26 protein-coding genes are annotated in these 25,881 nt (G+C 64.4%); 22 read left to right on the top strand and 4 right to left on the bottom strand.

From position 1 onward, the window contains the following. Nucleotides 1-50 precede the first annotated feature (50 nt). The 10 genes from GL284_RS17445 (at nucleotide 51) to GL284_RS17490 (ending at nucleotide 13,223) form a co-directional block, all read left to right on the top strand. A complete protein-coding gene (locus tag GL284_RS17445) occupies nucleotides 51-1,589 on the top strand; it encodes a class I SAM-dependent DNA methyltransferase (RefSeq protein ID WP_155045876.1) in 1,539 nt (512 codons plus the stop codon). Then, complete coding sequence (locus GL284_RS17450) at nucleotides 1,586-2,845, top strand: restriction endonuclease subunit S (protein ID WP_155045877.1); 1,260 nt, start codon at nucleotides 1,586-1,588, stop codon at nucleotides 2,843-2,845. The genes GL284_RS17445 and GL284_RS17450 overlap by 4 nt, the downstream gene beginning before the upstream one ends. A 157-nt stretch (nucleotides 2,846-3,002) precedes the next feature. Next, the gene (locus tag GL284_RS17455) at nucleotides 3,003-3,629 is read left to right on the top strand and encodes an NYN domain-containing protein (RefSeq protein ID WP_028030966.1); all 627 of its coding nucleotides are present in this window, start codon (nucleotides 3,003-3,005) and stop codon (nucleotides 3,627-3,629) included. Between the two features lie 9 nt (nucleotides 3,630-3,638). Beyond that, nucleotides 3,639-6,773, top strand: a complete 3,135-nt coding sequence (locus GL284_RS17460) for a type I restriction endonuclease subunit R (RefSeq protein ID WP_155045878.1) — start codon at nucleotides 3,639-3,641, stop codon at nucleotides 6,771-6,773. 3 nt (nucleotides 6,774-6,776) lie between these two features. Next, a complete protein-coding gene (locus GL284_RS17465; RefSeq protein WP_232419302.1) occupies nucleotides 6,777-7,169 on the top strand; it encodes a hypothetical protein in 393 nt (130 codons plus the stop codon). A 92-nt stretch (nucleotides 7,170-7,261) separates the two neighbouring features. Beyond that, a complete protein-coding gene (locus GL284_RS17470) occupies nucleotides 7,262-8,269 on the top strand; it encodes an exonuclease domain-containing protein (RefSeq protein WP_026155156.1) in 1,008 nt (335 codons plus the stop codon). A 332-nt stretch (nucleotides 8,270-8,601) separates the two neighbouring features. Further along, nucleotides 8,602-9,357 carry an SDR family NAD(P)-dependent oxidoreductase gene (locus GL284_RS17475; protein WP_143794888.1) on the top strand — a complete coding sequence of 252 codons (756 nt, stop codon included), beginning with the start codon at nucleotides 8,602-8,604 and terminating at the stop codon, nucleotides 9,355-9,357. Between the two features lie 186 nt (nucleotides 9,358-9,543). Continuing rightward, nucleotides 9,544-10,806 carry a site-specific DNA-methyltransferase gene (locus GL284_RS17480; protein WP_155045879.1) on the top strand — a complete coding sequence of 421 codons (1,263 nt, stop codon included), beginning with the start codon at nucleotides 9,544-9,546 and terminating at the stop codon, nucleotides 10,804-10,806. Next, on the top strand, nucleotides 10,803-12,125 hold the full coding sequence (locus GL284_RS17485) for a site-specific DNA-methyltransferase (RefSeq protein ID WP_155045880.1): 1,323 nt from the start codon (nucleotides 10,803-10,805) through the stop codon (nucleotides 12,123-12,125). The genes GL284_RS17480 and GL284_RS17485 overlap by 4 nt, the downstream gene beginning before the upstream one ends. A 21-nt stretch (nucleotides 12,126-12,146) precedes the next feature. Then, on the top strand, nucleotides 12,147-13,223 hold the full coding sequence (locus tag GL284_RS17490) for an HNH endonuclease signature motif containing protein (protein ID WP_155045881.1): 1,077 nt from the start codon (nucleotides 12,147-12,149) through the stop codon (nucleotides 13,221-13,223). Nucleotides 13,224-13,227: 4 nt separating this feature from the next. On the opposite strand, the gene GL284_RS17495 is transcribed toward GL284_RS17490, so the two are convergent. The 3 genes from GL284_RS17495 to GL284_RS17505 form a co-directional block, all read right to left on the bottom strand. Continuing rightward, nucleotides 13,228-13,797 (bottom strand): DUF3489 domain-containing protein, encoded by a 570-nt coding sequence (locus tag GL284_RS17495; RefSeq protein WP_155045882.1) that lies wholly within the window; start codon nucleotides 13,795-13,797, stop codon nucleotides 13,228-13,230. Nucleotides 13,798-13,892: 95 nt separating this feature from the next. Beyond that, nucleotides 13,893-14,117, bottom strand: a complete 225-nt coding sequence (locus GL284_RS17500) for a hypothetical protein (RefSeq protein ID WP_155045883.1) — start codon at nucleotides 14,115-14,117, stop codon at nucleotides 13,893-13,895. Nucleotides 14,118-14,228: 111 nt separating this feature from the next. Continuing rightward, the gene (locus GL284_RS17505) at nucleotides 14,229-14,444 is read right to left on the bottom strand and encodes a hypothetical protein (protein WP_036708719.1); all 216 of its coding nucleotides are present in this window, start codon (nucleotides 14,442-14,444) and stop codon (nucleotides 14,229-14,231) included. 133 nt (nucleotides 14,445-14,577) lie between these two features. Here GL284_RS17505 and GL284_RS17510 point away from each other — a divergent pair, with 133 nt between their 5' ends. The 9 genes from GL284_RS17510 to GL284_RS17550 are packed head-to-tail and all read left to right on the top strand — an operon-like array spanning nucleotide 14,578 to nucleotide 22,619. Further along, a complete protein-coding gene (locus GL284_RS17510; protein WP_155045884.1) occupies nucleotides 14,578-15,114 on the top strand; it encodes a hypothetical protein in 537 nt (178 codons plus the stop codon). Further along, a complete protein-coding gene (locus tag GL284_RS17515) occupies nucleotides 15,062-17,128 on the top strand; it encodes a phage terminase large subunit family protein (protein WP_155045885.1) in 2,067 nt (688 codons plus the stop codon). Before GL284_RS17510 ends, GL284_RS17515 begins: the two co-directional genes overlap by 53 nt. Further along, nucleotides 17,128-17,340 (top strand): phage head-tail joining protein, encoded by a 213-nt coding sequence (locus GL284_RS17520; protein ID WP_155045886.1) that lies wholly within the window; start codon nucleotides 17,128-17,130, stop codon nucleotides 17,338-17,340. Before GL284_RS17515 ends, GL284_RS17520 begins: the two co-directional genes overlap by 1 nt. A 2-nt stretch (nucleotides 17,341-17,342) precedes the next feature. Continuing rightward, complete coding sequence (locus GL284_RS17525) at nucleotides 17,343-18,854, top strand: phage portal protein (protein ID WP_155045887.1); 1,512 nt, start codon at nucleotides 17,343-17,345, stop codon at nucleotides 18,852-18,854. Continuing rightward, entirely contained in the window at nucleotides 18,854-20,176 is a 1,323-nt protein-coding gene (locus GL284_RS17530; protein WP_155045909.1) for a S49 family peptidase, read from the top strand. The genes GL284_RS17525 and GL284_RS17530 overlap by 1 nt, the downstream gene beginning before the upstream one ends. A 53-nt stretch (nucleotides 20,177-20,229) precedes the next feature. Beyond that, complete coding sequence (locus GL284_RS17535; protein ID WP_155045888.1) at nucleotides 20,230-20,610, top strand: head decoration protein; 381 nt, start codon at nucleotides 20,230-20,232, stop codon at nucleotides 20,608-20,610. Nucleotides 20,611-20,638: 28 nt separating this feature from the next. Beyond that, on the top strand, nucleotides 20,639-21,664 hold the full coding sequence (locus tag GL284_RS17540; RefSeq protein ID WP_155045889.1) for a major capsid protein: 1,026 nt from the start codon (nucleotides 20,639-20,641) through the stop codon (nucleotides 21,662-21,664). An 11-nt stretch (nucleotides 21,665-21,675) separates the two neighbouring features. Continuing rightward, complete coding sequence (locus tag GL284_RS17545; RefSeq protein WP_155045890.1) at nucleotides 21,676-21,990, top strand: head-tail joining protein; 315 nt, start codon at nucleotides 21,676-21,678, stop codon at nucleotides 21,988-21,990. Continuing rightward, complete coding sequence (locus tag GL284_RS17550) at nucleotides 21,987-22,619, top strand: DUF6441 family protein (protein ID WP_155045891.1); 633 nt, start codon at nucleotides 21,987-21,989, stop codon at nucleotides 22,617-22,619. Before GL284_RS17545 ends, GL284_RS17550 begins: the two co-directional genes overlap by 4 nt. A 97-nt stretch (nucleotides 22,620-22,716) precedes the next feature. Here GL284_RS17550 and GL284_RS17555 read toward each other — a convergent pair whose 3' ends face one another. Continuing rightward, on the bottom strand, nucleotides 22,717-23,787 hold the full coding sequence (locus GL284_RS17555) for a hypothetical protein (protein WP_155045892.1): 1,071 nt from the start codon (nucleotides 23,785-23,787) through the stop codon (nucleotides 22,717-22,719). Nucleotides 23,788-23,997: 210 nt separating this feature from the next. On the opposite strand from GL284_RS17555, the gene GL284_RS17560 reads away from it, so the two are divergent. From GL284_RS17560 to GL284_RS17570, 3 genes are read left to right on the top strand one after another with little or no spacing between them, the layout of a single operon-like run. After that, nucleotides 23,998-24,420: an acyl-CoA transferase gene (locus tag GL284_RS17560; protein ID WP_155045893.1), complete on the top strand. Its 423-nt coding sequence runs from the start codon at nucleotides 23,998-24,000 to the stop codon at nucleotides 24,418-24,420. 27 nt (nucleotides 24,421-24,447) lie between these two features. Continuing rightward, complete coding sequence (locus GL284_RS17565) at nucleotides 24,448-25,386, top strand: phage tail tube protein (protein ID WP_155045894.1); 939 nt, start codon at nucleotides 24,448-24,450, stop codon at nucleotides 25,384-25,386. 2 nt (nucleotides 25,387-25,388) lie between these two features. Further along, nucleotides 25,389-25,826 (top strand): hypothetical protein, encoded by a 438-nt coding sequence (locus GL284_RS17570; RefSeq protein WP_155045895.1) that lies wholly within the window; start codon nucleotides 25,389-25,391, stop codon nucleotides 25,824-25,826. Nucleotides 25,827-25,881: the final 55 nt, after the last annotated feature.

Consider the following 25,881-nt stretch of genomic DNA (forward strand, 5'->3'; position numbering starts at 1 on the left):
TCCGGCTGAAATACCGTCTGGAAAAGACTTACCGGGGGGCAGATTTCACAATGGCATCAATCGACAATGGCTCCGACCTCGGCATTGAAGCCGCCCTCTTTAAAGCCGCGGACAAGCTGCGTGGCAACATGGAGCCGTCGGATTACAAGCATGTCGCCCTTGGCCTGATCTTCCTCAAGCACATCTCGGACGGGTTCGAGATGAAACGCCAGGCGCTGCTCGCCGAATACCCCGAAGGCGCCGAGGATCCCGACGAATACCTTGCCGACAACATCTTCTGGGTGCCGCCGGAGGCGCGCTGGTCGCATCTGCAGGCGAACGCCAAGCAGACCACCATCGGCCGCCTGATCGATGAGGCGATGATCGCCATCGAGAAGGTGAACCCCTCCCTCAAGGGCGTCCTGCCCAAGGACTATGGCCGCCCAGCCCTGAACGCCGTCATGCTGGGCGAGCTGATCGACCTGATCTCGGGCATCGCGCTGGGCGAGGGCAAGGACAAGGCGCGCGACCTGCTGGGCCGGGTCTACGAATACTTTCTTGGCCAATTCGCGGGCAGCGAGGGCAAGCGCGGCGGCGAGTTCTACACCCCCCGTTCGGTCGTCCGCACCATGGTCGAGATGCTCGAACCCTACAAAGGCCGCGTCTATGACCCCTGCTGCGGCTCGGGCGGCATGTTCGTGCAGTCGGAAAAGTTCGTCGAGGCGCACGGCGGCCGTCTGGGCGACATCGCCATCTACGGTCAGGAATCTAACTATACCACCTGGCGGCTGTGCAAGATGAACCTTGCCGTCCGCGGGATCGACGCAGACATCCGCTGGAACTCGGAGGGCACCTTTCACAAGAACGAACTGCCCGACCTGCGCGCCGACGTGATCCTGGCCAACCCGCCCTTCAACATCTCGGACTGGGGCGGCGAACGGCTGCGCGAGGATGGGCGCTGGAAATACGGCATCCCGCCCGCAGGCAATGCCAACTTCGCATGGCTGCAACACATCCTGCACCACCTGTCGCCCACCGGCACGGCGGGGGTGGTGCTGGCCAATGGCTCGATGTCCTCAACCCAGTCGGGCGAGGGCGAGATGCGCCGCGCGATGATCGAGGGTGAGGTGGTCGATTGCATGATCGCCCTGCCGGGGCAGCTGTTCTATTCCACCCAGATCCCGGCCTGCCTGTGGTTTTTGGCGAAGGACAAGTCGAACGGCATCGCGCGCGACCGAAAGCTGCGCGACCGGCGCGGCGAGGTGCTGTTCATCGACGCCCGCAAACTGGGCCACATGGTGGACCGCACCCGGAAAGAGTTTTCCGATGCCGACATCGCGCAGATCGCCGACACCTACCACGCTTGGCGCCTGGGCGAGGGCTATGCCGACGTGCCGGGCTTCTGCAAATCGGCGAGCATCGAGGAAATCCGGTCCCACGGCCACGTCCTGACCCCGGGCCGCTATGTGGGGGCCGAGGCGGCAGAGGAGGACGAGACGCCCTTTGCCGAACGCTTCGCGGGGTTGCAGGATCAGTTGGAGGCGCAGTTCGCCGAGGCCGAGGCACTGACGGCGACCATCCGGGCGCGGCTGGCGGGAGTTGGGGTGTGAGTGAAGAGTGGCAAGTGCTGTCCCTCGCTGATGCGGGGGTGACCCTCCTAGACTGCGACCACAAGACGCCTGAAGCGGTTGATTCTGGCTGGCCATATGTCGGCATCCCACAGATGACTACCGGGCGAGTTGACTTCTCGACAGCGCGGCGCATCACGCATGCCGATTTCATCGCCTGGACCAGAAAAACGAAGTATCAAAAGGACGACGTGATCCTTTCCCGGCGGACAAATCCGGGGGTGACGGCGATTGACGATACAGGCACAGAGTTTGCCTTGGGTCAAAACCTCGTGCTGCTTCGCGCCGACGGACGTAAAGTCTATCCGCCGTTTCTTCGCTGGCTCGTTCGCGGCCCGGAATGGTGGGTTCAGATTGAGAAGTTCATCAATGTGGGCGCGGTCTTTAGCAGTCTGCGCTGTCGGGATGTCCCGAATTTTGAGCTGACCATCCCGCCCCTCCCCGAACAGCGCGCCATTGCCGCCACCCTCGGGGCGTTGGATGACAAGATCGAGTTGAACCGGAAGATGAACGCCACGCTCGAGGCCATGGCGCGGGCGCTGTTCCGCGACTGGTTCGTCGATTTCGGCCCCACCCGTGCCAAGATGGAAGGCGCCGCGCCTTACCTCTCCCCCGACCTCTGGTCCCTCTTCCCCAACCGGCTGGACGACGAGGGCAAACCGGAGGGGTGGGAGGTTTCAACCATCGGCGACTTTATCGAACTGCTGGACCACAAGCGCGTGCCTTTGTCTTCTCAGGAGCGCGCTAAGCGACAGGGGCCGTATCCCTATCATGGGGCAACGTCTGTGATGGATCACATCGACAGTTACCTCTTCGATGAACGGATCTTGCTGCTTGGTGAGGACGGATCAGTGGCAAAGGAAGACGGTCGGCCTTTCACACAGTACGTCTGGGGCAAGCTATGGGTAAACAACCATGCACACGTGATCAAAGGGCGCAACATGAGCGTCGAGCAACTCAAGTTGTTCTTTGACCAGATAGACATCCGACCCTTCGTGACCGGCGCTGTGCAGCCAAAGTTGAATCAAGCGAACCTCCGGCGAGTGCCATATCTTCGCGCCAGCGATGCAATTCATTCGGCCTTCGATGCCACCATCGCTCCACTTTATGATCTGGTAAGGCAACTGAATGAGGAATCCCGCACCCTCGCCCAGACCCGCGACCTCCTGCTGCCGCGCCTGATGTCGGGGGAGTTGCGGCTGGCCGAGGCCGAACGGGCGGTGGAGGCGGCGCTGTGACCAAAGAGACTCACGCCCCGATGCGTTGCGTTTTCCGCAACCGGACCCTTGACCTGGTGCAGAAAATGTCCACTTATCCGTTCATATCTCCCTCGGTGCTTCGGTGCCGGGGCGCGCGGCGGCCCCAGTGGCCGCTGCTGCTTTTTCGGGGGTTCGCATGAGAACCCACGTCTATGTCGACGGTTACAACCTCTACTTTGGTTGCCTCAAGAAGACTCCGCACAAGTGGTTGAATCTTCACGCGCTTTGTAGCGCGCTGATGCCGCAGAACGACATCCGTGCCATCCGCTACTTCACCGCGCAGGTCAGCGGCACCCCGCATGATCCAGACCAGCCGACCCGCCAGCAGACCTACTTCCGGGCCCTGCGAACCTTGCCGCAGGTCAGCATCCACCTCGGTCATTTCCTGACCCACGAGGTCAGCATGCCCGACGCCGCCGACTGGCAGCGCGGAAGATACACCCCGCGGCGGGTGATGAAGACCGAGGAGAAGGGCTCGGACGTCAACATCGCCACGCATCTGTTGATCGACGCCTTCGATGATGCGTTCGACGTGGCAGTGATCGTCAGCAACGACAGTGACCTCAAGGAACCTATCTCGGTGGTTCGCAACCGGTTCGGCAAGACTATCGGGATTCTCAACCCCCAGGCCAAGGTCAGCCGCGCCCTGCAACCGCTGGCGCATTTCATCAAGCCGATCCGGCCAGGCGCCTTGGCGAATGCGCAGTTTCCGGCCGTGATGCAAGACGCCACTGGCCAGTTTCACAAACCGGCGCGTTGGTAGGGGATCGGAATGGCAACATTGACCGAAGCCGAAGTTGAAGCCGTCCTGCTCGATCACCTCGGACGGCTGGGCTATGCCTGCCTGAACGACGCGGTTTCCGGCCCTGATGGCAGCGCACCCGAGCGGGAGGCGTATTCCGACACCATCCTGGCTGCGCGGCTGCGGGATGCGATGGCCCGGCTGAACCCCCACATCCCCGAGGACGCGCGCGAGGATGCCCTTCGGCGGGTGGTGGCCAGCGACCGACCCTCGCTGATCGAGGAGAACCGCCGCTTGCACCGCTTCATGGTCGAAGGCGTGCCGGTCGAATACCGGGCAGACGATGGTACGATCCGCGGCGATGCGGTGCGGCTGGTGGACCCGGAGGACGGGCTGAACGACTGGCTGGCCATCGCGCAGTTTACGGTCATCGAGAACGGCAACAACCGCCGCCCGGATGTGGTGGTGTTCCTGAACGGGCTGCCGGTGGGCGTGATCGAGGTGAAGAAGCCGGGGGCCGAGGCCGCGACCCTCGGCGCGGCCTTCAACCAGCTGCAGACCTACAAGGCGCAGATCCCGTCACTCTTCCGTGCGAATGCCGTGCTGGTCACGACCGACGGTATCCAGGCCCGCATCGGCTCGCTGACCGCCGATCTGGAACGCTTCATGCCCTGGCGCACCATCGACGGCGCCGATGTCGCGCCCAAGGGCGCGCCGGAAATGTCGGTGCTGATCGAGGGCGTGTTCGCGCGGCCGCGCCTGCTGTCGCTGATGCGGGATTTCACGGTATTTGGCGATACCTCCGGCGGCATCGCCAAGATCATCGCGGGCTATCACCAGTTCCATGCAGTGAAGCGTGCGGTGATCAGCACGGTCGATGCCAGCCGGTCGGGGGGTGATCGCAAGGCGGGGGTGATCTGGCACACTCAGGGGTCGGGCAAAAGCCTGCTGATGGCGTTCTACGCGGGCCAGCTGGTGCGTGAACCCGCGATGGAAAACCCGACCATCGTGGTGATTACCGACCGCAACGACCTGGACGACCAGCTGTTCGGCACCTTCTCGATGTGCCGTGACCTGATCCGACAGACGCCGGTGCAGGCTGAAAGCCGGGAAGATCTGCAGAAGGCCCTTTCGCGCGCCTCGGGCGGGGTCGTGTTCACGACGATCCAGAAATTCGCGCCGGAGAAAGGCGAGGCCTATCCGCTGCTGACAGATCGGCGCAATGTGGTGGTGATCGCGGATGAGGCCCACCGCAGCCAATACGGATTCAAGGCGCGGATCGAGAAGACGGGCGAGATCGCCTATGGTTTCGCCAAGCACCTGCGCGACGCGCTGCCGAACGCGTCCTTCATCGGTTTTACCGGCACGCCGATCGAGCAGGACGACGTGAACACCCCAGCGGTGTTTGGCCACTACATCGACGTCTACGACATCAGCCGCGCTGTCGAGGATGGGGCGACGGTGCCGATCTACTACGAAAGCCGCCTCGCGCGCATCGAGCTGCCCGAGGAGGAAAAGCCAAAGGTCGATGCCGAGATCGAAGAACTGACCGAGGACGAAGCCGTCAGCGAGCAGGAGCGCCTGAAGCGCAAGTGGTCCACGGTCGAGGCCCTTGTCGGGGCCGAAAGGCGGCTGCGAATGGTTGCCGAGGACCTCGTCGCCCATTTCGAGGCGCGCGTGCAGGCGATGGACGGCAAGGCCATGGTCGTCTGTATGAGCCGCCGCATCTGCGTAGACCTTTACAACCAGATCATCGCGCTGCGCCCCGAATGGTATTCTGACGACGACAATGCCGGGCTGGTGAAGATCGTGATGACCGGATCAGCCTCGGACGCCGAGGCCTGGCAACCCCATATCGGAGGCAAAGCTCGCCGCGACCTGCTGGCAAAGCGTGCAAAGGACCCCAAGGACCCGCTGAAGCTGGTGCTAGTGCGCGACATGTGGCTGACCGGCTTCGACAGCCCCTCGACGCACACGATGTACATCGACAAGCCGATGCGGGGCCACGGGCTGATGCAGGCGATTGCCCGCGTCAACCGCGTGTTCCGCGACAAGCCTGCAGGGCTGATCGTCGATTACATCGGCATCGCCCAAAACCTGAAGTCCGCGCTGGGCCAGTATTCCAAGGCGGACCAGGAACAGGCGGGGATCGACGAAGCCGAGGCCGTCGCCGCGCTGCTGGAGCGGCTGGATGTCGTGCGCTCCATGTTCCACGGGTTCGACTACTCGGCTGGATTGACCGGCACCCCGCACCAACGGCTCGTCGCACTGGCAGAGGCGTTGAACTGGATCCTCGCCAGGCAGGACGAAGCCGCCCAGCGCGAAACCGACAAGGAGGCGAAGAAGGCTTCGCACCGCCGATACCAGGACGCAGTGCTGGCGCTCTCCAAGGCCTTCGCCCTTTGCTCCGCCAGCGATACGGCCCGCGATGTCCGCGACGAGGTGGGCTTCTTCCAGACCGTGCGAGCCGCGATGGTCAAGGCGGCCGACAGTTCAGGTACGTCGGCAGCCGACCGCGACCTCGCAATCCGCCAGATCGTCAATGCTGCCGTAGCCTCAACCGAGATCGTCGACATTCTGTCGGCGGCAGGGCTGTCATCGCCGGACATCTCCATCTTGTCGGATGAGTTCCTTGCCGAAGTTGGCCAGATGCAGAAGAAGAACCTCGCCCTGGAGGCCTTGAGGAAACTGCTGAACGACGAAATCCGATCACGCAGCAAGAGCAATGTGATCGAGACACGGAAGTTCTCGGAGCGGCTCGAAGAGGCCATCGCGCGCTACCACACCAATGCCATCAGCACGGTCGAGGTTCTTCAGGAACTGATTGCGCTGGCCAAGGACGTTCGCGACGCACGAAGCCGCGGCGAAGAGACCGGGCTGACACCAGAAGAGGTCGCATTTTACGATGCGCTGGCCGACAATCAGAGTGCGGTTGACGTGCTCGGCAACGATCAGCTGAAGATCATCGCCCATGAATTGCTCAAAGGGCTCAAGGCCAATGTCAGCATAGATTGGGCCCATCGCGACAGCGCCAGGGCAAGATTGCGAGTGCTCGTGAAGCGTATCTTGAGAAAGTATGGTTATCCGCCGGACCTCGAGGATGCCGCAGTGCGCGGTGTCCTGGCGCAGGCGGAGGCTATGCTGTCTGAAATGTCGGGGTCATAAATCGTGGCTATCAAGCTGACGCGAGTTCTTCTATCACTTCTGGTCCTTGCGGCTGCTTCCCCTGCGCTGGGACAGAGCTTCTCCTGTCGAATTGGCACGCAGCCCGCATGCCTGGACTACGGTGACAAGGTCTGCTCGAGCAGCGGCATGTGCGTCGACCGTAACGCAGCCTGCTTCGATCAGTATCAGTGCAACTACGAGGGTTTCACCTGCAAATCAAACGTCACCGAATGCGTCGAAGCACATGACTCCCTGCTGCGAAAACACAATGAGCTGGTCGACGATTTCAATGAGAACCTTGAGATTGCCAAGAGAATGGCAGCGCGCTTGGACGACATCGAAAGCTGCCTGATCTATGCTAGTACCCTCGAGGCTGCGAAGCGATGTGCGCCATGAACCCGAAGCTGAAGATCATGATCATACAATGAAAACCGTGCCCCTAGCAGAAACAATTGGTCGGTTGCGGTATTTTGGGGAGCAGTTTCTGCATGGCGCCTTTTAACTGGCTGTTCGGCCGCACCCCAAAACCGATCCAACAGAACCAGCCCGCACCCTTGGAGGAATTTCGGCCATCTCCGATCATCCGTGCTCCCGCCAGACCAGCATTATCGCACGCGGTCAGGGTGCCGGAGGGCAGCTTCCGCTTCGTCGCGCTGGATGTCGAAACCGCTTGCAGTGATGCCGCCAGCATCTGCCAGATCGGCCTGGCCTGCGTTCAACCCGACAACCAGATCCAGACCTTCTCCATGCTGGTCAATCCCGGCACCAGGTTCGACGCCTTCAACATCCAGCTCCATGGCATTGGCCCGGACCATGTGGCGGATGCACCGCGGTTCCCTGACGCCTTGGATGCTTTGCTCCCTTTGCTGTCGCGCCACCATCTCATCCAGCATAGCAACTTCGACAAGCAGGCAATGAATGCCGCCTGCAGTTTCTGCGGCATCGACGCCCCTGACCTGCGCTGGGCCGACAGCGTCCAGATCGCGCGACGGGCGTGGCCCGAGTTGAAGGGTAACGGCGGGCACGGATTGGCGAACCTCAAGCGAACGCTGAACCTTCAGTTCCACCACCATGATGCAGGCGAAGATGCCCGCGCAGCCGCATTGGTCGTGCTGCACGCCGAGCTTCATCTTCGCCTTCCGTTTGAAGAACTGATCAAACCGGCCGCCAGAAAGAGCTACTCAGCCGCGATCACCATGGACGGCGACCCGACAGGCGTACTGGCCGGGTCGGTGGTGGTCTTCACCGGCGCATTGGGCATGTCCAGAAGCGAAGCAGCCGAGCTTGCTGCCCGCGCAGGTATGTCCGTGAAGGCTGGCGTGACCAGGGAGACGACCCATTTGGTTGTAGGTGACCAAGATTTGAGCGTGCTTGCCGGGCACACTAAGAGCAGCAAGCACCGGAAGGCCGAAGACATGCAGAGGGCGGGGCATCCCATTCGCATTATTGGCGAGAGCGCCTTCAAATCCCTCGTGGCTAAATCGAAAGCAAGCTGATCCCCCCTCCTCTGGTTCCTCCCCGGCCCTGAACGTATGCGGGGGGGCGCAGCGCGGCAGTTCGCTAGCGACTGGATTCCTCACCGGGGAATCCACTTGGAAGCCACCCCGAATGCCATCAGACAAAAAGTCGTTAGAAGTCATGCGCTTGCCAAATCACGATCTTGGCGAGGTGGATTCCCGACCGGAATCCACCCTGGCCAGTTTTTGGAATCCACCTGGCACAGAAACAAGCGTAGAATTTCCATCGTGCCAACCGCACCGCGTGACATCCTCCCGCTGGGCTGGCTATCCTGTGCTCCACGAACAAATGGCAGGCGAAGGAGGACAGCATGGATCTGCGTTTTGACGGAAAGACGGTGATCGTCACCGGTGGTGGCTCGGGCATCGGGGCAGCCACGGCAGAGGAACTGGCCAGCAGTGGCGCAACCGTCATTGTCGCCGACCTCAACCTCGAGCATGCCGAGAAGGTGGTGAAGGGGATCACTGACCACGGCGGGAAGGCCTCTCCCTTCGCGGTCGATGTGGCGAAGGCCGATCAGGTGAAAGCCATGGTCGATTTCGCCGTGGCAAAGACCGGCGCAATTTACGGCATCGTCAACAACGCCGGAATTGGTGGACCTGCAGCCCCGACTGGCAGCTATGACCTCGAGGGCTGGCAGAAGGTCATCGACATCAACCTGTCGGGCGTTTTCTACGGCATGCGCTTTGCCATCCCTGAGATTGAGAAGGCAGGCGGTGGCGCGGTGGTGAACGTGGCCTCCATCCTCGGCTCAGTCGGCTTTGCCAATTCCACGGCCTATGTCAGTGCCAAGCATGCGGTCGTCGGCGCGACGAAGAACGCGGCGCTTGAACACGCCGCGGGCAGGGTGCGGGTCAATTCCGTCGGTCCCGGCTTCATTCAAACGCCGATGGTCGCCGATGCACTGGATGAGGCCACGCTGAAGTTCCTCGAAGGCAAGCACGCCCTGAACCGCCTCGGCCGGTCAGAAGAGGTGGCCGCGCTGATCGTATTCCTGCTGTCGGAGCGAGCCAGCTTCATCACGGGCTCCTACCACCTCGTCGATGGCGGCTACACGGCACAGTAACGGGACCCAGTGTCAACGCAGCAAGCCAAAACTGAGAATCGACTGAAGCGATTGAATCCGCTTCACTTTTCGGGTTGACAGACCTGCCCCCATTGACCTACCCCTTGATCATCGAAGAATTGCGCCCGGAGGAACCCCCTCGCGGGCGCTTTTCCTTTTCCTCCTCCACATCCCGAGCCCCATCCCATGGACCTCGTCTTCGCGCCGAGCCAGGTTGAATCCTGGCCGATTGCCCGGCTGCGCCCCTATGCCCGCAATGCCAAGATGCATGGCGACGATCAGGTGGCGAAGATCGCCGCCAGCATGGCCAAGTTCGGTTGGACCGTGCCCTGCATGGTAGCCGACGACGGTGAACTGATCGCGGGCCATGGTCGGGTGCTGGCCGCGACCATGCTCGGGCTGACTGAGGTGCCGGTGATCCGGCTCAGCCACCTCGACGAGGCCGAACGCCGGGCCTACCGGATCGCCGACAACAAATTAACAGAACTGGGCGAATGGGACGAGGCGCTGCTGCGCGACGAGATCGCGGGGCTCTTGGCCGAGGATTTCGACCTGACGCTGCTCGGCATCAGCGACGATGACCTCGACGCGCTGCTGCGGGATCCCGAGACGCTGGGCGGCGATGGCCCGGTCGAGGGCGAGGACGATGTTCCGGAGCTTCCGGTCACGCCGGTGTCCGTACCGGGCGATCTCTGGCAGCTTGGCGCGCATCGGCTGATCTGTGGCGACAGCACTGCGGCCGATGTCGTGGGGCGGCTGCTCGGTGATGTGCGCCCCCTGCTGATGGTCACCGACCCACCCTATGGTGTGGAATACGATCCCTCTTGGCGCAACCAGGCCGGCGCGGCCAAGACCAAACGCACCGGCAAGGTGCTGAACGACGACCGGGCCGACTGGCGCGATGCATGGGCGCTGTTTCCCGGCGACGTCGCCTATGTCTGGCACGGCGCGCTGCATGCCGGGACCGTGGTGGACAGCCTGACCGCTGCGGGTTTCGCCATCCGGTCGCAGATCATATGGGCGAAGGACCGGCTCGTCCTCAGCCGGGGCGATTACCACTGGCAGCACGAACCCTGCTGGTATGCCGTCCGCGCCAAGGGCAAGGGTCATTGGGCCGGGGACCGAAAGCAGACGACGCTCTGGCATATCGCCAACCGGGATCAGGACGCCGACACGGTGCATGGCACGCAGAAGCCGGTCGAGTGCATGCGGCGGCCGATCCTGAACAATTCCAGCCTCGGCCAGGCGGTCTATGAACCCTTCATGGGATCTGGCACCACGCTGATCGCAGCCGAGACGACGGGGCGGGTGTGCTTCGGGATCGAGTTGAACCCGGCCTATGTCGACGTGGCCATCGAGCGCTGGCAGTCGTTCACGGGTCAGGAGGCCGTGCTGGCGGAAACCGGCGAGACCTTTGCCGCCCTCAAGGCCAAGCGGCTCGCGGCATGAACACGCACCTCCTGCCCGGCCGGATCGAGCATTGGCCGCTGGCCCGGCTCCGCCACTACGCGCGTAACGCCAAGACCCACGACGCCGACCAGGTCGCGAAGATCGCCGCGAGCATAGCCGAGTTCGGCTGGACTGTGCCCTGCCTCGTCGGGGCCGACGGCGAGCTGATCGCGGGCCACGGCCGCGTCCTGGCCGCGGCCCGGCTGGGTCTGGCCGAGGCACCGGTCATCGTGCTGGACCATCTGACCGAGGCACAGCGGCGCGCGTATCGGATCGCCGACAACAAGCTGACCGAACTGGGCGGGTGGGACGACGCGCTGCTGCTCGAGGAGTTACGCGGGCTGATGGCCGCGGATTTCGACCTCGGGCTGATCGGGATCCCCGAGGACGAGCTGGACGCGCTGCTGCACGATGCCGACGACCGTGCGCCCATCGACAATGACACCGCCGACACCATCCCCGAGGCCCCGGCCGAACCGATCACCCGCCCCGGCGACATCTGGGCGCTGGGCGATCACCGGCTGATCTGTGGCGATGCGACCGACCCGACCGCGGTGGCCCGGCTGATGGACGGGGCGGCGGCGTCGCTCATGTTCACTTCCCCGCCCTATGCCCAGCAGCGCGACTATGGCGCGGCGAAGGAAAAGGTCGGCGATTGGGATGCGCTGATGCAGGGCGTCTTCTCCGCAGCGCCGGTCACCGTCGATGCCCAGCTGCTGGTGAACCTCGGCCTCGTCCATCGCGATGGCGAGTGGATCCCGTATTGGGAGGGCTGGGTTGACTGGATGCGCGCGCAGGGCTGGCGGCGCTTCGGCTGGTATGTGTGGGACCAGGGGCCCGGCCTGCCGGGCGACTGGAACGGGCGGCTCGCGCCCTCACACGAGTTCATCTTTCACTTCAACCGCACGCCCCGCAAACCGAACAAGACGGTCGAGAGCAAGCACGCGGGCGAGACCCTCGGCGGCGGCGGCCTGCGCGGGGCCGACGGCACGGTCCATCGCAAGACCGGCTACGGAAACGCGATCCAGAGCCACCGTATCCCGGATTCTGTGTTCCGGATCATGCGCCACAAGGGCGGGCTGGGCGCGGCCGGATCGCACCCGGCCGTGTTCCCCGTGGCGCTGGTCGAGGCGGTGCTGGAGGCATTCACCGATCCCGGCGACCTGGTGTTCGAACCCTTCTGCGGCTCCGGCACACAGGTGATCGCCGCGGAACGCACCGGGCGGCGCTGCTGCGCGGTCGAACTGGATCCGGTCTATTGCGACGTCGCGGTGCGGCGGTGGGAGATGGCAACGGGGCGGAAGGCCAGCCGCGATTGACCAGTTGGCCCGAACTTGCGAATGTTCGCCCAGAAGGAGAATGGGAAATCGGCCTACCGCCTTCGGCACTTGAATGGTCGAATTTCGCCGGAGCAGTTGATGCGTAGCCCTTCCCTTTCGTCCCCCGGCAAAGCCGACCAACTCATTGATATCTTTGAACGCGAGGTGGAGGTCGAATATCGGGGCGAGCGGTATCGGGTTCGCGACAATGGTTCCGCGCATCGTCTGCCCCAGAAACGGCAGAAGACCAGACCGCTTGATGACCAATGGACCTTTGGGCGGCAGGGGTTGTCGACTGGCTACATGTATCTGAGCGGCGTGCCCGTTCATCGGATCGTCTGCTGGGCTTTTCATGGCGAGCCGCCCACTGACCGTCATGTCGTTGATCACATCGACACGAACAGGGCGAACAATCGACCGGAAAACCTGCGGTGGGTCACGCGGCTGGAAAACGTCCTGCTCAACGAAATCTCCGCTCGGCGCATCGAACTGGTCTACGGCTCGATTGAAGCCTTCTTCGCTGACCCCAACCGGGTCCAGACTGATAAGGTGTTTCCCGACATATCCTGGATGCGCACCTTGTCGAAGGACGAGGCGGCAGCCGCAAAAGCACGTTTGCAGGAATGGGCAAAGAGCGGTTCTGTCCCAAGCGGTGGCGCGCTGGGCGAGTGGCTGTATGGGACAAGAGAGCGGGCAAGCTATGAACCTCCCTCGGAAGAGTATGAGTCGCTGACGCCGTCGGTCGTGCAGGTCAAATGGAAGGTGCCGACAGAATTCCCGCTTTGTCCCGAGGCAGTGACCGAGGACGCGCTCGAACGCTACGCGGAAAACCTGAAGTTTGGCCGTGTTTTCGCACGAAACCATCTCTACCAGAGTTTGGTCGTGCAACATGGCATGACCGAGGACAGCCTCGTGGTCCTTACGCACGATCCTAGCGACAATGCGATCAAGGACTGGGCGGTCGCGCATGTCGGTGTCCGGGGCGAATTCTTCTACCACCGCAGCGAACACCAGTATTTTACCCTGCAGGGGGCCCTCAAGACTTTCTGTGAACTGACCGGCGACAGCTACGACGACTGCATGGACGACTACTGCTGATCGATCAGCTACCTTCGGGGAGCCGGTACACCATCCCCCTGCCCTCGACTTTCTCCGCTGCGATGGGCAGACTCAGCTTTTTCTTCAGGGCGCCAGAGATGCAGACCCTGACCGTGTGCGCCAACCATCCTGTCGCCGCGACCATTTCGGCGACCGTCGCGCCCTCGGGGCGCTGGAGCATGGCAATGACCTGCGCCTGCTTGGTGCCAGCGCGGATGGCGACGGGTTTCGCGGTGTCGGTGTCGTCGGGCGTCTGCACCGGTTCCGCCCTGGGCTTCGCCCTCCGCACGCTGGCTACGGCGCTGGCCGCCAGCGGCTCGATCCCGATGGCTTCCAGCCCGGCCTCTGTCACGATCAGCGTGGTGCCATGGCCGTCGCCCGTCTCGCGCCACATCGGCTCGCCGCGGCGAAGGTTGGCCTCGACCTCCTCGAGCCAGCCGCGGGCGATCATCTTGCCGACGACCATCTTGGCAGCGGCGCCGACCAGCCCATCGGGCAGCGGCAGGGCGAGGTTGCCGGGCCGGGTCGCAGCGCGGGACAGGATCAGGGTCTGGGTGTCGGACGGGGTGGTCATGGGGGCCTCCGTGGCTTTGGGCGCGCGGTGTGCGCGCCTTCTACGAAGGCAAGCCCCGTCATCGGACGGGGCGGCCGTCGCGCCGTGTGGGCGCGTCAGGCGGCGTGTTCGCCTTTCTTGAAGGCGCTGTCGGTGATCTGGCGCAGCAGGCCCGCGTAGTGCTTCAGCGTCCCGACATGGCCCCAATGGATGTCGTCGGGGTGGGTCTCGAAGTGGTCGTCGCTGAGGGCCCTCAGGCGCTCCAGCATCACGTCGATCTCGGCCTTCGCGGCGATGAAGGCGTCGAGAGCTTTGGAATTGTCGGCGGCGCGGCGGGTCATGGCGGGGCATCCTTCGGTGAGTTGCATCGTTCTGGTGCGAACACCATCGCTCTGTCGGGCGGATGATCGTAGGCAAATCGGAGCAATATCAGTGCTTTCTGATCATGCCGGTCAGATCAGCCGCATCTCCGCCAGCGTGCGGCTGGCAGCGCCAAGCTGGGCGGTCGGCAGTTCGATCTTCAGGTGCGACAGGACGTCGGACGCCTCGGCCGGGATCCCGCTCTCGCGCAGCGCCTGCTCGATGACCTCGGCAATGGCGTCCGGACGGCTCAGGTCGAAGCCCTCGGGAAGGGTAGAATAGTCGATGCGGATGGTGGTCGTGGTCATGGTGAAGCCCTCCTGGGGTCCGCGCAATGCGGCCTGTTGATGGGAACAGACTCGCTCTGACGGCGGACACAATCAACGGGAATGATTGTTTTTTCCTGTTTATTTTCAATATCTTGACAGGCATGACGGCGCCATGAAGGGCATGAGCGAACGCGAGTATGCGGCGCATTCCGGCCTCTCTCGCGGCGGGGTACAAAAGGCGCGCAAGAACGGACGGCTGGTGGTCCATGACGACGGGTCGATCAATGCCGCGGCCTCCGACGTGCGCCGGGCGGAAATGACGGACCCTGACCAGCAGCGGCGCAGCTTGGGTGGTGACGGGCTGACGAGCGGCCCCGGCGACACGACGTCCTACATCAAGGCGCGCACGGCGCTGACGGTCTACGCGGCGCAGGAACGCCAGCTGGCCGTCCAGAAGAAGAAGGGCACGCTGGTCGACCGCGCGCGGGCGGAGACCCTCGTCTTCCGGCTCGCGCGGCAGGAACGGGATGTCTGGGTCACCTGGCCCGGACGGGTGGCCGCGCTGATGGCGGCGCAGATCATGGCGGAGGTGGAACGGCAATCCGGGGCATCGGTGACGATCGAGACCGCGATCATGCAGAGGGTGCTGGAAGCCCATGTCCGCGAACAGCTCGACGCCCTCGCCGACCTCCGGGTCTCGCTTGCATGATGAGGAGGTTGAACACGGGCGGACGTCCAACGACCTGACGGCCGACCTCGACCTCGGCTTCGACGGCGCCGAGGACCTGCTCAGGGTCTGGCGTCAGGGCCTGCGCCCCGACCCGAACCTGACGGTGTCGGAATGGGCAGATCAGCATCGCTGGCTGTCATCGCGCGGCGCGGCCGAGCCGGGTCGCTACCGCACCGCCCGCGCGCCTTATCTGCGCGAGATCATGGATGCGCTGTCGCCCGGCCATCCGGCGCAGCGCATCACCTTCATGAAGGCGGCGCAGGTCGGGGCGACCGAGGCGGGCAACAACTGGATCGGCTTCGTCATCCACCATGCGCCGGGGCCGATGCTGGCGGTGCTGCCGAGCCTGGAACTGGCCAAGCGCACCTCGCGCGGCCGTCTTGATCCCTTGATCGCGGACAGCCCGGCGCTCCGCGAACGGGTGAACCCGGCCCGGTCGCGCGATGCGGGCAATTCGATGCTGTCGAAGGAATTCCCCGGCGGCATCTTGGTGCTGACCGGGGCGAATTCCGCAACCGGCCTGCGATCGATGCCCGCGCGCTATGTCTTCCTCGACGAGGTCGACGCCTATCCGGCCTCGGCCGACGAGGAAGGCGATCCGGTCACGCTGGCTGAGGCGCGGACCACCACCTTCTCACACCGGCGCAAGGTGTTCATGGTCTCGACGCCCACGATCCGGGGGCTGTCGCGCATCGAGCGCGAGTTCGAGGCTTCGGATCAGAGGCGCTACTTCGTGCCTTGTCCGCATTGCGGGGTGATGCAGTGGCTGCAATTCGACCGGCTACGCTGGGCGAAGAGCCGACCGGAAACGGCGGCCTACCATTGCGATGGGTGCGAGCGTCCCATCGCCGAGCACCACAAGACCGAGATGCTGGCCCGCGGCGAATGGCGGGCGACAGCAGTTTCCAAGGATCCGAAGGCCATCGGCTTCCATCTCTCGGCGCTCTATTCGCCCTTGGGCTGGAAAAGCTGGTCCGACGTCGCGCGGGAATGGCTGGCGGCCCAGGGGTCGGACGAGACGCTGCGCGCGGCGCGCAACACGCTTCTGGGCGAGACATGGGTTGAAAGCGGAGACGCACCGGAATGGCGGCGGCTGGCGGATCGGCGGGAATCCTGGAAGCCGGGCGCGGTGCCGATGGCCGGGCTGTTCCTGACGGCCGGGGCGGACATCCAGAGGGACCGGATCGAGGTCGACATCTGGGCCTGGGGCCGGGGCATGGAAAGCTGGCTTGTCGATCACATCGTGATCCCGGGCGGGCCTGACGATGCGGGCGCCTGGGACAAGCTGACGGAGCTTTTGGGGAAAAGCTGGCAGCATGCAAATGGTGCCTTCATGACGGTGGCACGGCTTGGCATCGACACCGGGTACGAGGCCGCGGCGGTCTATGCCTGGTCGCGCAAGGTTGGCTTTGAACAGGTGGCACCGCTGAAGGGCCTCGAGGGGTTCAACCGCGCCGCGCCCGTGTCTGGGCCGACCTATGTCGATGCCACCATCGGCGGGAAACGCCTCCGCCGCGGCGCGCGGCTCTGGTCGGTGGCCACGGCGACGTTCAAGGCGGAGACCTACCGCTTCCTGCGGATAGAACGGCCCTCGGACGAGGACCGCGCCACCGGGGCGCTCGATGCCCCCGGCACGATCCACCTTCCCGGCTGGGCCGACACCGAATGGCTGAAGCAGCTGGTGGCCGAGCAGCTGGTCACCATCCGCAACAAGCGCGGCTATGCCCGTCAGGAATGGCAGAAGATGCGCGAGCGGAACGAGGCGCTTGACTGCCGGGTCTATGCCCGCGCTGCAGCGTGGATCCTCGGCGCCGACCGCTGGGACGAGGCCACCTGGCGACGGCTCGAGGCGCAGGCTGGCGTGGAAACACGTCTGCCGGTGGCCGTCGCTGCGGCTCCGACACCAGCCGACCCGGCCCAGCCCAAGGCCGGAACCCTGACCACGCCACGCCGGAAGCGGCGGGCCTACACCCCGAACTTCATGAGGGACTGATGGACCTGGAACGCATGCAGGCCCTGCTCATGGCACTGCAGGAAGCCCGCTTCGCCGGGCTGCGCAGCGTCAGCTATGACGGCAAGACCGTGACCTATGGCTCTGACGCGGAACTCGCCGCGGCCGTTCGCGACTTGGAAGGCCGGATAGCCAGTGCCTCCGCTACGCCGCGCCGCCGTCGGTGGGGCACCGTGGCCACGAAGGGTCTGTGACCATGGTGTTCGACGCCTTCCGCGCGCGCCTTGGCACGATCATCGGCGGGTTCGACGCGGCGCAGTCCCACCGGCGCATGCGCGGGTTCCGCGCCACCCGGGCGCATGTGAACACGCTGATCACCGCCTCGGGCGAGACCATCACCGCCCGGGCGCGCTGGCTTGTGCGGAACAACGGCTACGCCGCGAACGCGGTCGACGCCTTCGCGAACCACGTCGTCGGCGACGGGATCAAGCCTTCGTCGAAGATCGCGGACGCAGTGAAGAAGGAGGAGCTGCAGAGGCTCTGGCTCGCCTGGACCGACGAGGCGGACGCCGAAGGGCTGACCGACTTCTTCGGGTTGCAGCGCCGGGCAGCGCGCGAGGTGTTCCTCGCGGGCGAGGTCTTCCTGCGCATCCGCACCCGGCGTCCCGAAGATGGTCTCACGGTGCCGATGCAGCTGCAGATGCTGCCCTCGGAAATGTTGCCGCAGGACATGACCCGCGTCCTGCCCGGCGCGGGGTCGATCCGGCAGGGCATCGAGTTCGACGGGATCGGGCGGCGCGTGGCCTACCACTTCCTGCGCCGCCACCCGGGCGACATGACCGATCCGGGGCTGGCAGGGGAAACCGTGCGCGTGCCCGCCTCGGAGGTGATCCACATCCTCGACCCGGTCGAGGCGGGCCAGCTGCGCGGTGTCTCACGCTTTGCGGCTGCTGTGGTGAAGCTCTTCACCCTCGACCTCTACGATGACGCGGAACTCGAGCGGAAGAAGACCGCGGCGATGTTCGCGATGTTCATTACGTCGCCCGCCCCGGAAACCGCCCTCGATCCGGCAGAGGACGATCTCGAGGTCGAACCGGGCCAGGTAGTGCGGCTGGACCCCGGCGAGGACGTGACCACGCCATCCACCCCGGACTCAGGCAGCACCTATGAACCCTTCCAGTACCGCACGCTCCTGCAGATCGGCGCGGCGCTGGGCGTGCCTTATGGCTATCTGACGGGCGACACGGCGAAGGGGAACTTCTCCAACACCCGGATTGCCCTCGTCGACTTCCGCCGCCGCATCTCGGCCTTCCAGCATTCCGTGATGGTCTATCAGCTCTGCCGCGCCGTCTGGACGCGCTGGATGGACATGGCGGTGCTGGCGGGGGCCATCGACCTGCCAGGCTATGCGACGGAGCGGCGGCAATACCTCTCCTGCGACTGGCTGCCCACCAAATGGGACTGGATCGACCCGGCCAAGGATGCCGCGGCCGAGATCCTGCAGATCGAGGCGGGCCTGAAATCTCGCACACAGGCCATCGCCGAGCGGGGATACGACGCCGAGCAGGTCGACCGGGAAATTGCTGCGGAACGGAAACGCGAGGCGGAACTGGGTCTGGACTTCCGGCGGCCGGGGTCGCCCGCGCAGGCGGCGGGTGGCGGCACTGGGCCGGGTGATGCCGAGGGCCAGCAGGAAAATCGGCAGGACGGCAGCAATCAGGATGACGACGGCGAGAACCGGGAACCAAGGCCTGCGGAGGACGCATGATGCACCACACCCAGATCGCCCAGCGCGTCTTCAACACACCGCTGATGGTCGATCCCGCAAAGGCGCTGGCCTTCCTGACCGGGCTTGGCCCCCGGATCGTTGGGCGGGAAATCAGCGTCGAGGGGCTGGAGATTGCGGCCATAGATCGGGATGCGGCCAGCCTGCCCGCGCGCGCCTCTATCTTCGGCGACGACCTGACCAGCCGCCAGGCGCGCAACGGCGGCCAGCCCTTCGCGGTCGTCGACGGAATCGCCATCATCGAAATCGCTGGCACGCTGGTGCATCGCGGCGCCTGGATCGGGCAATCCTCGGGTCTCACCTCCTATGAAGGGATCGCGGCGCAGCTGCAGGCGGCCGTCGCCGATCCGGCGATCCGCGGCATCGCCCTCGATATCGACAGCTTCGGCGGCGAAGTGGCCGGAGCCTTTGACCTCGCCGACCGCGTCCGGGCCGCGCGTCAGGTGAAACCCATCCATGCCTTCGTCGCCGACCACGCCCTCTCGGCCGCCTACGCACTTGCCTCACAGGCCGACCGCATCGTCCTGCCGCGCACGGGTTCCGTCGGCAGCATCGGCGTCGTGGCCATGCACAGCGACATGAGCGGGGCGCTCGACCAGAAGGGCATCGCCGTGACGCTGATCCATGCTGGAGCCCGCAAGGTCGATGCGAACCCGTATCAGCCGCTGCCCGAGGCCGTCCGCGCCCGGATCGCAGGCGAGTTGGAAGATCTGCGTCAGCTCTTCGCCGAGACCGTCGCCGAAGGTCGTGGTCGACGCCTCGACACCCTACGGGCGCTGGGCACCGAGGCCGCCGTATTCCGCGGGGAGGCGGCGGTCTTCGCCGGTCTGGCCGATGAGGTGGCCGATCCCGTCACCGCCTTCCGCGCTTTCGCCGCCGCACCCCGCGGCACAACCACCCTCAAATCCAACCCCAAAGGAAAGGGCCCGATGATGACCACTGCCCCCGAAGATCATGCGCAGCCTGCAGCCGCGCCTGCCGCCAGCACCCCGCCGGAACCGGCCCCGCCAGCGGCAGTCGCACCGCTGCAAACCGCGGCGGCCGCGATGTCGCCCGAAGCCATCCGCGCCGAGGCGGCCGAGGTCGCACAGGTCTGCGCGCAGGCCGCGCGCCTGGGCATCCAGATCGATGCTGCCGATGCCGTCACCAAAGGCGTGAAGCCCGAGGCGCTGCGCGCCAAGATCCTGGCCGATCTTGCCGCCCGCAGCGATGCCGCGGGCATCATCGCCACCGCCCCGGCGGCTGGCGCGAAGGAAAGCCCCATCGTCGCGGCCGCGAAGAAATCGGCCGCTGCCTCGCGCTGACAATTCTGCCCGCGCTGGGCGCCCCCATCCCCCAACATCCTGGAGACTGAACCATGCCCGTCCTGACGGAACCGCCCAGCATGGGCGATGTCCTCAAATATGAGGTCAACCCGAACTACACCCGCGAGGTGGTGACGCTGCTCGCGGGCATGCCCTACCCTGTCGGCGCCGTCCTCGGACGCATCACCGCCAGCGGCAAGTACAAGCTGGCAACCAGCGGCGGCACCGATGGCGCGCAGACTGCCTCGGCTGTTCTCCTCTACGCTGTGGACGCGACCCTCGCGGACGCCACCGGCATCGTCGTCGCCCGTGGCCCCGCAATCGTCTCGCGCGCAGCGCTCGCCTACGACGCCACCGTCGATGACGGGGCCAAGATCACCACCAAGATCGGCCAGCTGGCCGCCGCAGGCATCGTCGCCCGCGACGGCGTCTGATCCCCCTCGTTCCCCCGGAGCATCCCCCATGACCCTCGTCCGCAATCCCTTCGACGCTGGCGGCTATTCGCTGGCCGAGATGACCCAAGCCATCAACATCCTGCCCAACCTCTACACGCGCCTCGCCCAGATCGGCCTCTTCCGCTTCGAAGGCGTCAGCCAGCGCTCGGTCATCATCGAACAATATGAAGGCGTTCTGAGCCTTCTCCCCTCCGTCCCCCTCGGCGGCCCCGCCACCGTCGGCACCCGGGAAGGCCGGTCCATGCGGTCCTTCGCCCTGCCGTGGATCCCGCATGACGACGTGGTCCTGCCTGCCGACATCCAGGGACAGCCCGCGCTGGGCGGCGCGTTCGATGCTGCCGATCCCCTCGTCGAGGTGATGAACCGCAAGCTGCTGCTGATGCGGCGCAAGCATGCCCAGACCCGTGAATACATGGAGATGAACGCGCTCCGCGGCATCGTGAAAGACGGCGCGGGCACCACCCTCTACAACTACTTCACCGAACTCGGCCTGGCGCAAATCTCGGTGGATTTCCTGCTGGGAACTGCTGGCACCAACGTGCAGGGCAAGGTGCGCGAGGTGCTGCGCGCCATCGAGGACAACCTCCTCGGCGAGGCAATGACCTCGGTCCATGCCCTCGTCAGCCGCGAGTTCTTCGACAAGCTGATCGCGCATCCGAAGACCGAGGAGGCCTACAAGTTCTACGCCTCGACCGGCGCCCAGCCCCTGCGCGAGGATGTGCGGCGCAACTTCCCCTTCGCCGGGATCCTGTTCGAGGAATACTCCGGCACCGTCACTCTTTCGACCAAGGCCACCGAACGGCTGGTCCCGGCCAACGAAGGTATCGCCTTCCCCTTGGGCACGATGGACACCTTCACAACCTATGGCGGCCCGGCCAACCTGCTGGAGGCCGCGAACACCCTCGGCCTGCCGCTCTACGCCCGTCAGCATCTCGACGAAAAGGGCCGCTGGATCGATGTTATGACCGAGGCCTCGATCCTGCCCGTCAACAAGCGACCCCGGCTGGCGATCCGCCTGCACACGTCGAACTGACGGACCCACCCATGTCCGCCTTCGCCGCCGCCATGGACCGCATCTTCACCCATGCCTCCATGGCGGCCCCGGCCCTCTGGATCTCGGCCACCACGTCCGAGGAACGTCCGATCCGGATCATCCGCCGCGCCCCCGACCGCGTCACCGACTTCGGGGCGGGCCGGTTCGTCAGCGACACGACGGTGGTGGATGTCCGCGTCGCCGACCTCCCCGCCCCGCGCCCGGGCGACATGATCATCATCGGCGCCGACAGCCTTGCAATCCAAGGGGAGCCGCTGCGCGATCGCGAACGGCTGATCTGGACCATCGATCTGAGGCCAGCATGAAGCTGAAGCTGGAAATCAGCCCCGACCTTGCTGCCCTGATGCAGGCGGAAATCGCCGCCGGTGAAAAGGCTGTCACCACCGCCATGCGCGAGGCGGGTGCGGGCCTAAAATCCGCCTGGCGCGGCCAGATCACCGGCGCTGGGCTTGGCACCCGCCTCGGCAACTCGATCAGACTCGCCACCTATCCCAAGGGCGGCGAAAGCATGAACGCTGCAGCATTGGTCTGGTCGAACGCCCCGGTGATCGTCGGCGCGCATGACACGGGGCCGCTGATCCGGTCGCGCAACGGGTTCTGGCTCGCCATCCCCACCCCAGCGGCGGGGAAAAGCACGAAAGGCGGTCGCATCACCCCCGGCGAGTGGGAACGTCGCACGGGACTGCGGCTCCGCTTCATCTACCGGCGCCGCGGGCCGAGCCTGCTCGTGGCCGAGGGGCGCCTGAACAGCAAGGGGCGCGCTGTGGCCTCCCGCGCGAAAACCGGTCGCGGGCTGACCACCGTGCCGATCTTCCTCCTGGTGCCGCAGGTCAAGCTGCGTAAGCGGCTGGACCTCGCGCGGGATGCGGAGGGAGCCATCGACGGCGTGCCGGGGCGGATCGTGGCGGGGTGGGTCGCGGGACATCACAACTGATGTTGGCATTGCCAACAGGACCAGTACACAATCATCACTTATCGGCTTCTTGTTCACCGAAAAGCGAGGCGCCGAATCTTCCAAGGGCTTTGACCAATCATAGCTCCCCAACCTGTTCGAGGGCACCGAGATTGTACTGCTTTAAGAACTCTAGGAACTTTGTATTGCCTGGAAAATGCGTCTTTGCGACATCAAGGTCGTACTGCCTATAGTGGTAGAGCTGAGCGTAGTAATCACTCGATGGCCGCAAGTCATTTTTTGGAATATTCGATTTTTCTACGATTTCCTCTGGAGCATGGAACTTCACCCCCACATCTTCAAAAGTACAGATTCTGGACTTCATTGAGTGGCGCCCAATCATTCTAGACGCAGCGTATTCTGATTCCACCAAAGCTGCGTATTTCTCATCGTTCATTGCAGCTTCGATCAGAATGGCTTGAAATACTCCGACCTGCGGTTTGTGAAAGGGGAAATCCAAGACAGGTGTCTTCATCTCAGACTCGGCTGAAAAGTTTTCAATGTATGCTCTTTCATCCCTGTACGAAACCTCGTTAGGGAAAGGGAAACCCATGTTTTTAGAGAGCAGGAACTCTGATGAAAGGTTCAAGAATATAAGACCATTAACGGCGAGAATGAAAGACGAGGGTTTGTGCATGAATACGGGGTCAGAGGCTCCACTCATGACCAGCCCCCTAAATTCAGGCCGGTTAGGATATACAAGGAGACAACGGTCCTTCTTGCCAATTCTCTCGTCGATGTGGAAATTTGGTGTCGGTGTCGGCCAGTCCTTATTCAAAAGCATGTTGCCTAACCAAAGGCCAACTCGAACCTTGTCAAACCAATCGAGCAGATCGTCCCACTCAGACGCTTTCAAATCGCCACCTTCTAGAAGCCGAACCATGAAGCCTTTGGTTCTCCCCTCCAGATCGGAATATCTTTCGTTACACTCTGTGCATGCGGGAAACTGAAACTGTTGTGCTGAAAACTGTCGAAGCTTTCTATTCGGGTCGCTCGTCTCAACGCCAAGATGCCAAATCCTTTTTGGGTCACCTGTGAGCCCAATTAGCCATTTAGGAACAACATGCTCTTTGTTTTTAGATTTTGGCGGCTTGCCGCAGAAAATACACTTCTTTTCACTTTGCGTTGGTAATGCGTCAGCATCGACCATATCGCCTCTCCTCTGCTCAATGCTTCGAACCGTTGCCTGCAACTTCATAACACTCTTGATCGGGAACGACGCAAGCCGGAGAGTCTATGAATCGCCAGCGGAAAGTGCATTTTTTATCGAAGCACAGATGCGGTTCGAGTGAACTGCCTTCAGGTTGGCACGCGGGGTCGCACAGCTTGCGCTCGATCCGACCACTGAATACTGGAAAACATGCCCACCACCCGCGAAACCGTCCTCGCCGCGCTGTATGCGCGACTGCAGCCGCTTGCCGCCCTCACCCTGCGCGATGAGGTGCTGCCCGAGCGGATTCCCGCGGCGGGGCTGATCATCCTACGCGACGGCCAGCCGGGAGAGCCGGAGGTGACGCTGTCACCGCTGCGCTATCACTACCAGCACCGGGCCGAGCTGGAGGTCGTGGTCCAGACGGGCACCGGCCGGGCCAGCGCTTTCGACGATCTGATCGCCGCCATCGGCGCAGCGCTGGAGGCTGATCGTACCCTTGGCGGCCTCTGCGACTGGGTCGAACCGGAAGCACCGGCTTCGGTCGATCTGCCTGTCGAGGGCGCAGCAGCGCTGAAGACGGCGGTGATCACCGTCGTCCTGCACTACACCACCACCGGCCCTCTGGCCTGACATCCCCCACATCCACAGGAGACCCCCATGGCACGCGCACACGGCGCGCGGGCGCAGATGGCGCTTGCGTTCGAGACGGTTTACGGCGCCCCGCCCGCCAGCGGCTACCGGCTGATGCCCTTCGCACGGACCACGCTTGGCGCGGAACAGCCGCTCTTGAACAGCGAACTGCTGGGCTACGGCCGCGATCCCCTCGCCCCGATCAAGGACGCCGTCACCGCCGATGGCGAGGTGGTTGTGCCGATCGATGTGGAGGCCTTCGGCTTCTGGCTGAAGGCGGCCTTCGGCGCCCCGACCACGACGGGGACCACGCCCAAGACCCACACGTTCCAGTCGGGGAACTGGACGCTGCCCTCCATGGCTATCGAAGTGGCGATGCCCGAGGTGCCACGCTTCGCGATGTACGCGGGCTGCGTGATAGACCAACTGTCCTGGCAGATGAGCCGGTCGGGCCTGCTGACCGCCACCGCACGGCTGATCGCGCAAGGCGAGGCCATCGCGGCCACCACGGCCGCAGGCACGCCCACCGCGCTGGGCCTGCAGCGCTTCGGCCATTTCAACGGGGTGGTGAAGCGCAACGGCACGGCCTTGGGCAACGTCGTCTCGGCCGAGATCACCTATGCCAACGGCCTCGACCGGATCGAGACCATCCGCAACGACGGCAAGATCGAGGGCGCCGATCCCGGCATGGCCGCACTGACCGGCCGGATCGAGGTGCGCTTCGCCGATAGCGCCCTCGTAACCCAAGCCATCGACGGCACGCCCTGCGAGCTCGAGTTCGCCTACAGCCTCGGTGCCAATGCCAGCTTCACCTTCACAGCCCATGCCGTCTACCTGCCCGTCCCGCGGATCGAGATCCCGGGGCCGCAGGGCATCCAGGCCAGTTTCGACTGGCAGGCTGCCAAGGCCACCAGCCCCACCCGCATGTGCACCGCCGTCCTCGTCAACACCGTCACGGGATACTGACCATGATCCGCCTGAACCTGTCGAACCGGCCCGAATGGCTGGACCTGCTGCCCGGCCTTCGCGTGCTGGTGGCCCCTCTCACCACCGCGCTGATGGTCTCCGCCCGCGCCGATCCCTTGATCGACAATTTGTCGGAGGCATCAAGCCAAGAGCACATGGCGCTGGCCATGGCCAAGGCCGTCGCCCGCCGCGCTGTGCTGGAATGGGAAGGGGTCGGCGACGATGCGGGCAACCTCGTCCCAGTCAGCCTGGCCGGGATCGACGCCCTTCTCGAAATCTGGCCCGTGTTCGAAGCCTTCCAGGCGCAATACGTCGCCCGGGGCCTGATGCTGGATCAGGAAAAAAACGCCTCCGCGCCCTCGCCAACTGGTCCTTCGGCGGGGGCGACGGCTACTGCGCGGCCTGCTCGGGCCCCTGCCCCGACTGCCCCGCAAGACTGAATCGGCCGCAGACGGTCGAGGGCTGGCAGGTCTGGGACCTGACCCAGCGCCTTGG

Origin of the sequence: Paracoccus shanxieyensis, assembly GCF_009711265.1 — a bacterium.
Taxonomy (GTDB): domain Bacteria; phylum Pseudomonadota; class Alphaproteobacteria; order Rhodobacterales; family Rhodobacteraceae; genus Paracoccus; species Paracoccus shanxieyensis.

Coding starts and splice junctions, on each gene's coding strand:
- GL284_RS17455 (WP_028030966.1), top strand. CDS start 3,003: ATGAGAACCCACGTCTATGTCGACGGTTACAACCTCTACTTTGGTTGC.
- GL284_RS17540 (WP_155045889.1), top strand. CDS start 20,639: ATGACCCTCGTCCGCAATCCCTTCGACGCTGGCGGCTATTCGCTGGCC.
- GL284_RS17535 (WP_155045888.1), top strand. CDS start 20,230: ATGCCCGTCCTGACGGAACCGCCCAGCATGGGCGATGTCCTCAAATAT.
- GL284_RS17460 (WP_155045878.1), top strand. CDS start 3,639: ATGGCAACATTGACCGAAGCCGAAGTTGAAGCCGTCCTGCTCGATCAC.
- GL284_RS17510 (WP_155045884.1), top strand. CDS start 14,578: ATGAAGGGCATGAGCGAACGCGAGTATGCGGCGCATTCCGGCCTCTCT.
- GL284_RS17505 (WP_036708719.1), bottom strand. CDS start 14,444: ATGACCACGACCACCATCCGCATCGACTATTCTACCCTTCCCGAGGGC.
- GL284_RS17520 (WP_155045886.1), top strand. CDS start 17,128: ATGGACCTGGAACGCATGCAGGCCCTGCTCATGGCACTGCAGGAAGCC.
- GL284_RS17500 (WP_155045883.1), bottom strand. CDS start 14,117: ATGACCCGCCGCGCCGCCGACAATTCCAAAGCTCTCGACGCCTTCATC.
- GL284_RS17565 (WP_155045894.1), top strand. CDS start 24,448: ATGGCACGCGCACACGGCGCGCGGGCGCAGATGGCGCTTGCGTTCGAG.
- GL284_RS17485 (WP_155045880.1), top strand. CDS start 10,803: ATGAACACGCACCTCCTGCCCGGCCGGATCGAGCATTGGCCGCTGGCC.
- GL284_RS17545 (WP_155045890.1), top strand. CDS start 21,676: ATGTCCGCCTTCGCCGCCGCCATGGACCGCATCTTCACCCATGCCTCC.
- GL284_RS17555 (WP_155045892.1), bottom strand. CDS start 23,787: ATGGTCGATGCTGACGCATTACCAACGCAAAGTGAAAAGAAGTGTATT.
- GL284_RS17470 (WP_026155156.1), top strand. CDS start 7,262: ATGGCGCCTTTTAACTGGCTGTTCGGCCGCACCCCAAAACCGATCCAA.
- GL284_RS17475 (WP_143794888.1), top strand. CDS start 8,602: ATGGATCTGCGTTTTGACGGAAAGACGGTGATCGTCACCGGTGGTGGC.
- GL284_RS17570 (WP_155045895.1), top strand. CDS start 25,389: ATGATCCGCCTGAACCTGTCGAACCGGCCCGAATGGCTGGACCTGCTG.
- GL284_RS17560 (WP_155045893.1), top strand. CDS start 23,998: ATGCCCACCACCCGCGAAACCGTCCTCGCCGCGCTGTATGCGCGACTG.
- GL284_RS17480 (WP_155045879.1), top strand. CDS start 9,544: ATGGACCTCGTCTTCGCGCCGAGCCAGGTTGAATCCTGGCCGATTGCC.
- GL284_RS17495 (WP_155045882.1), bottom strand. CDS start 13,797: ATGACCACCCCGTCCGACACCCAGACCCTGATCCTGTCCCGCGCTGCG.
- GL284_RS17530 (WP_155045909.1), top strand. CDS start 18,854: ATGCACCACACCCAGATCGCCCAGCGCGTCTTCAACACACCGCTGATG.
- GL284_RS17490 (WP_155045881.1), top strand. CDS start 12,147: ATGTTCGCCCAGAAGGAGAATGGGAAATCGGCCTACCGCCTTCGGCAC.
- GL284_RS17445 (WP_155045876.1), top strand. CDS start 51: ATGGCATCAATCGACAATGGCTCCGACCTCGGCATTGAAGCCGCCCTC.
- GL284_RS17515 (WP_155045885.1), top strand. CDS start 15,062: ATGTCCGCGAACAGCTCGACGCCCTCGCCGACCTCCGGGTCTCGCTTG.
- GL284_RS17525 (WP_155045887.1), top strand. CDS start 17,343: ATGGTGTTCGACGCCTTCCGCGCGCGCCTTGGCACGATCATCGGCGGG.
- GL284_RS17550 (WP_155045891.1), top strand. CDS start 21,987: ATGAAGCTGAAGCTGGAAATCAGCCCCGACCTTGCTGCCCTGATGCAG.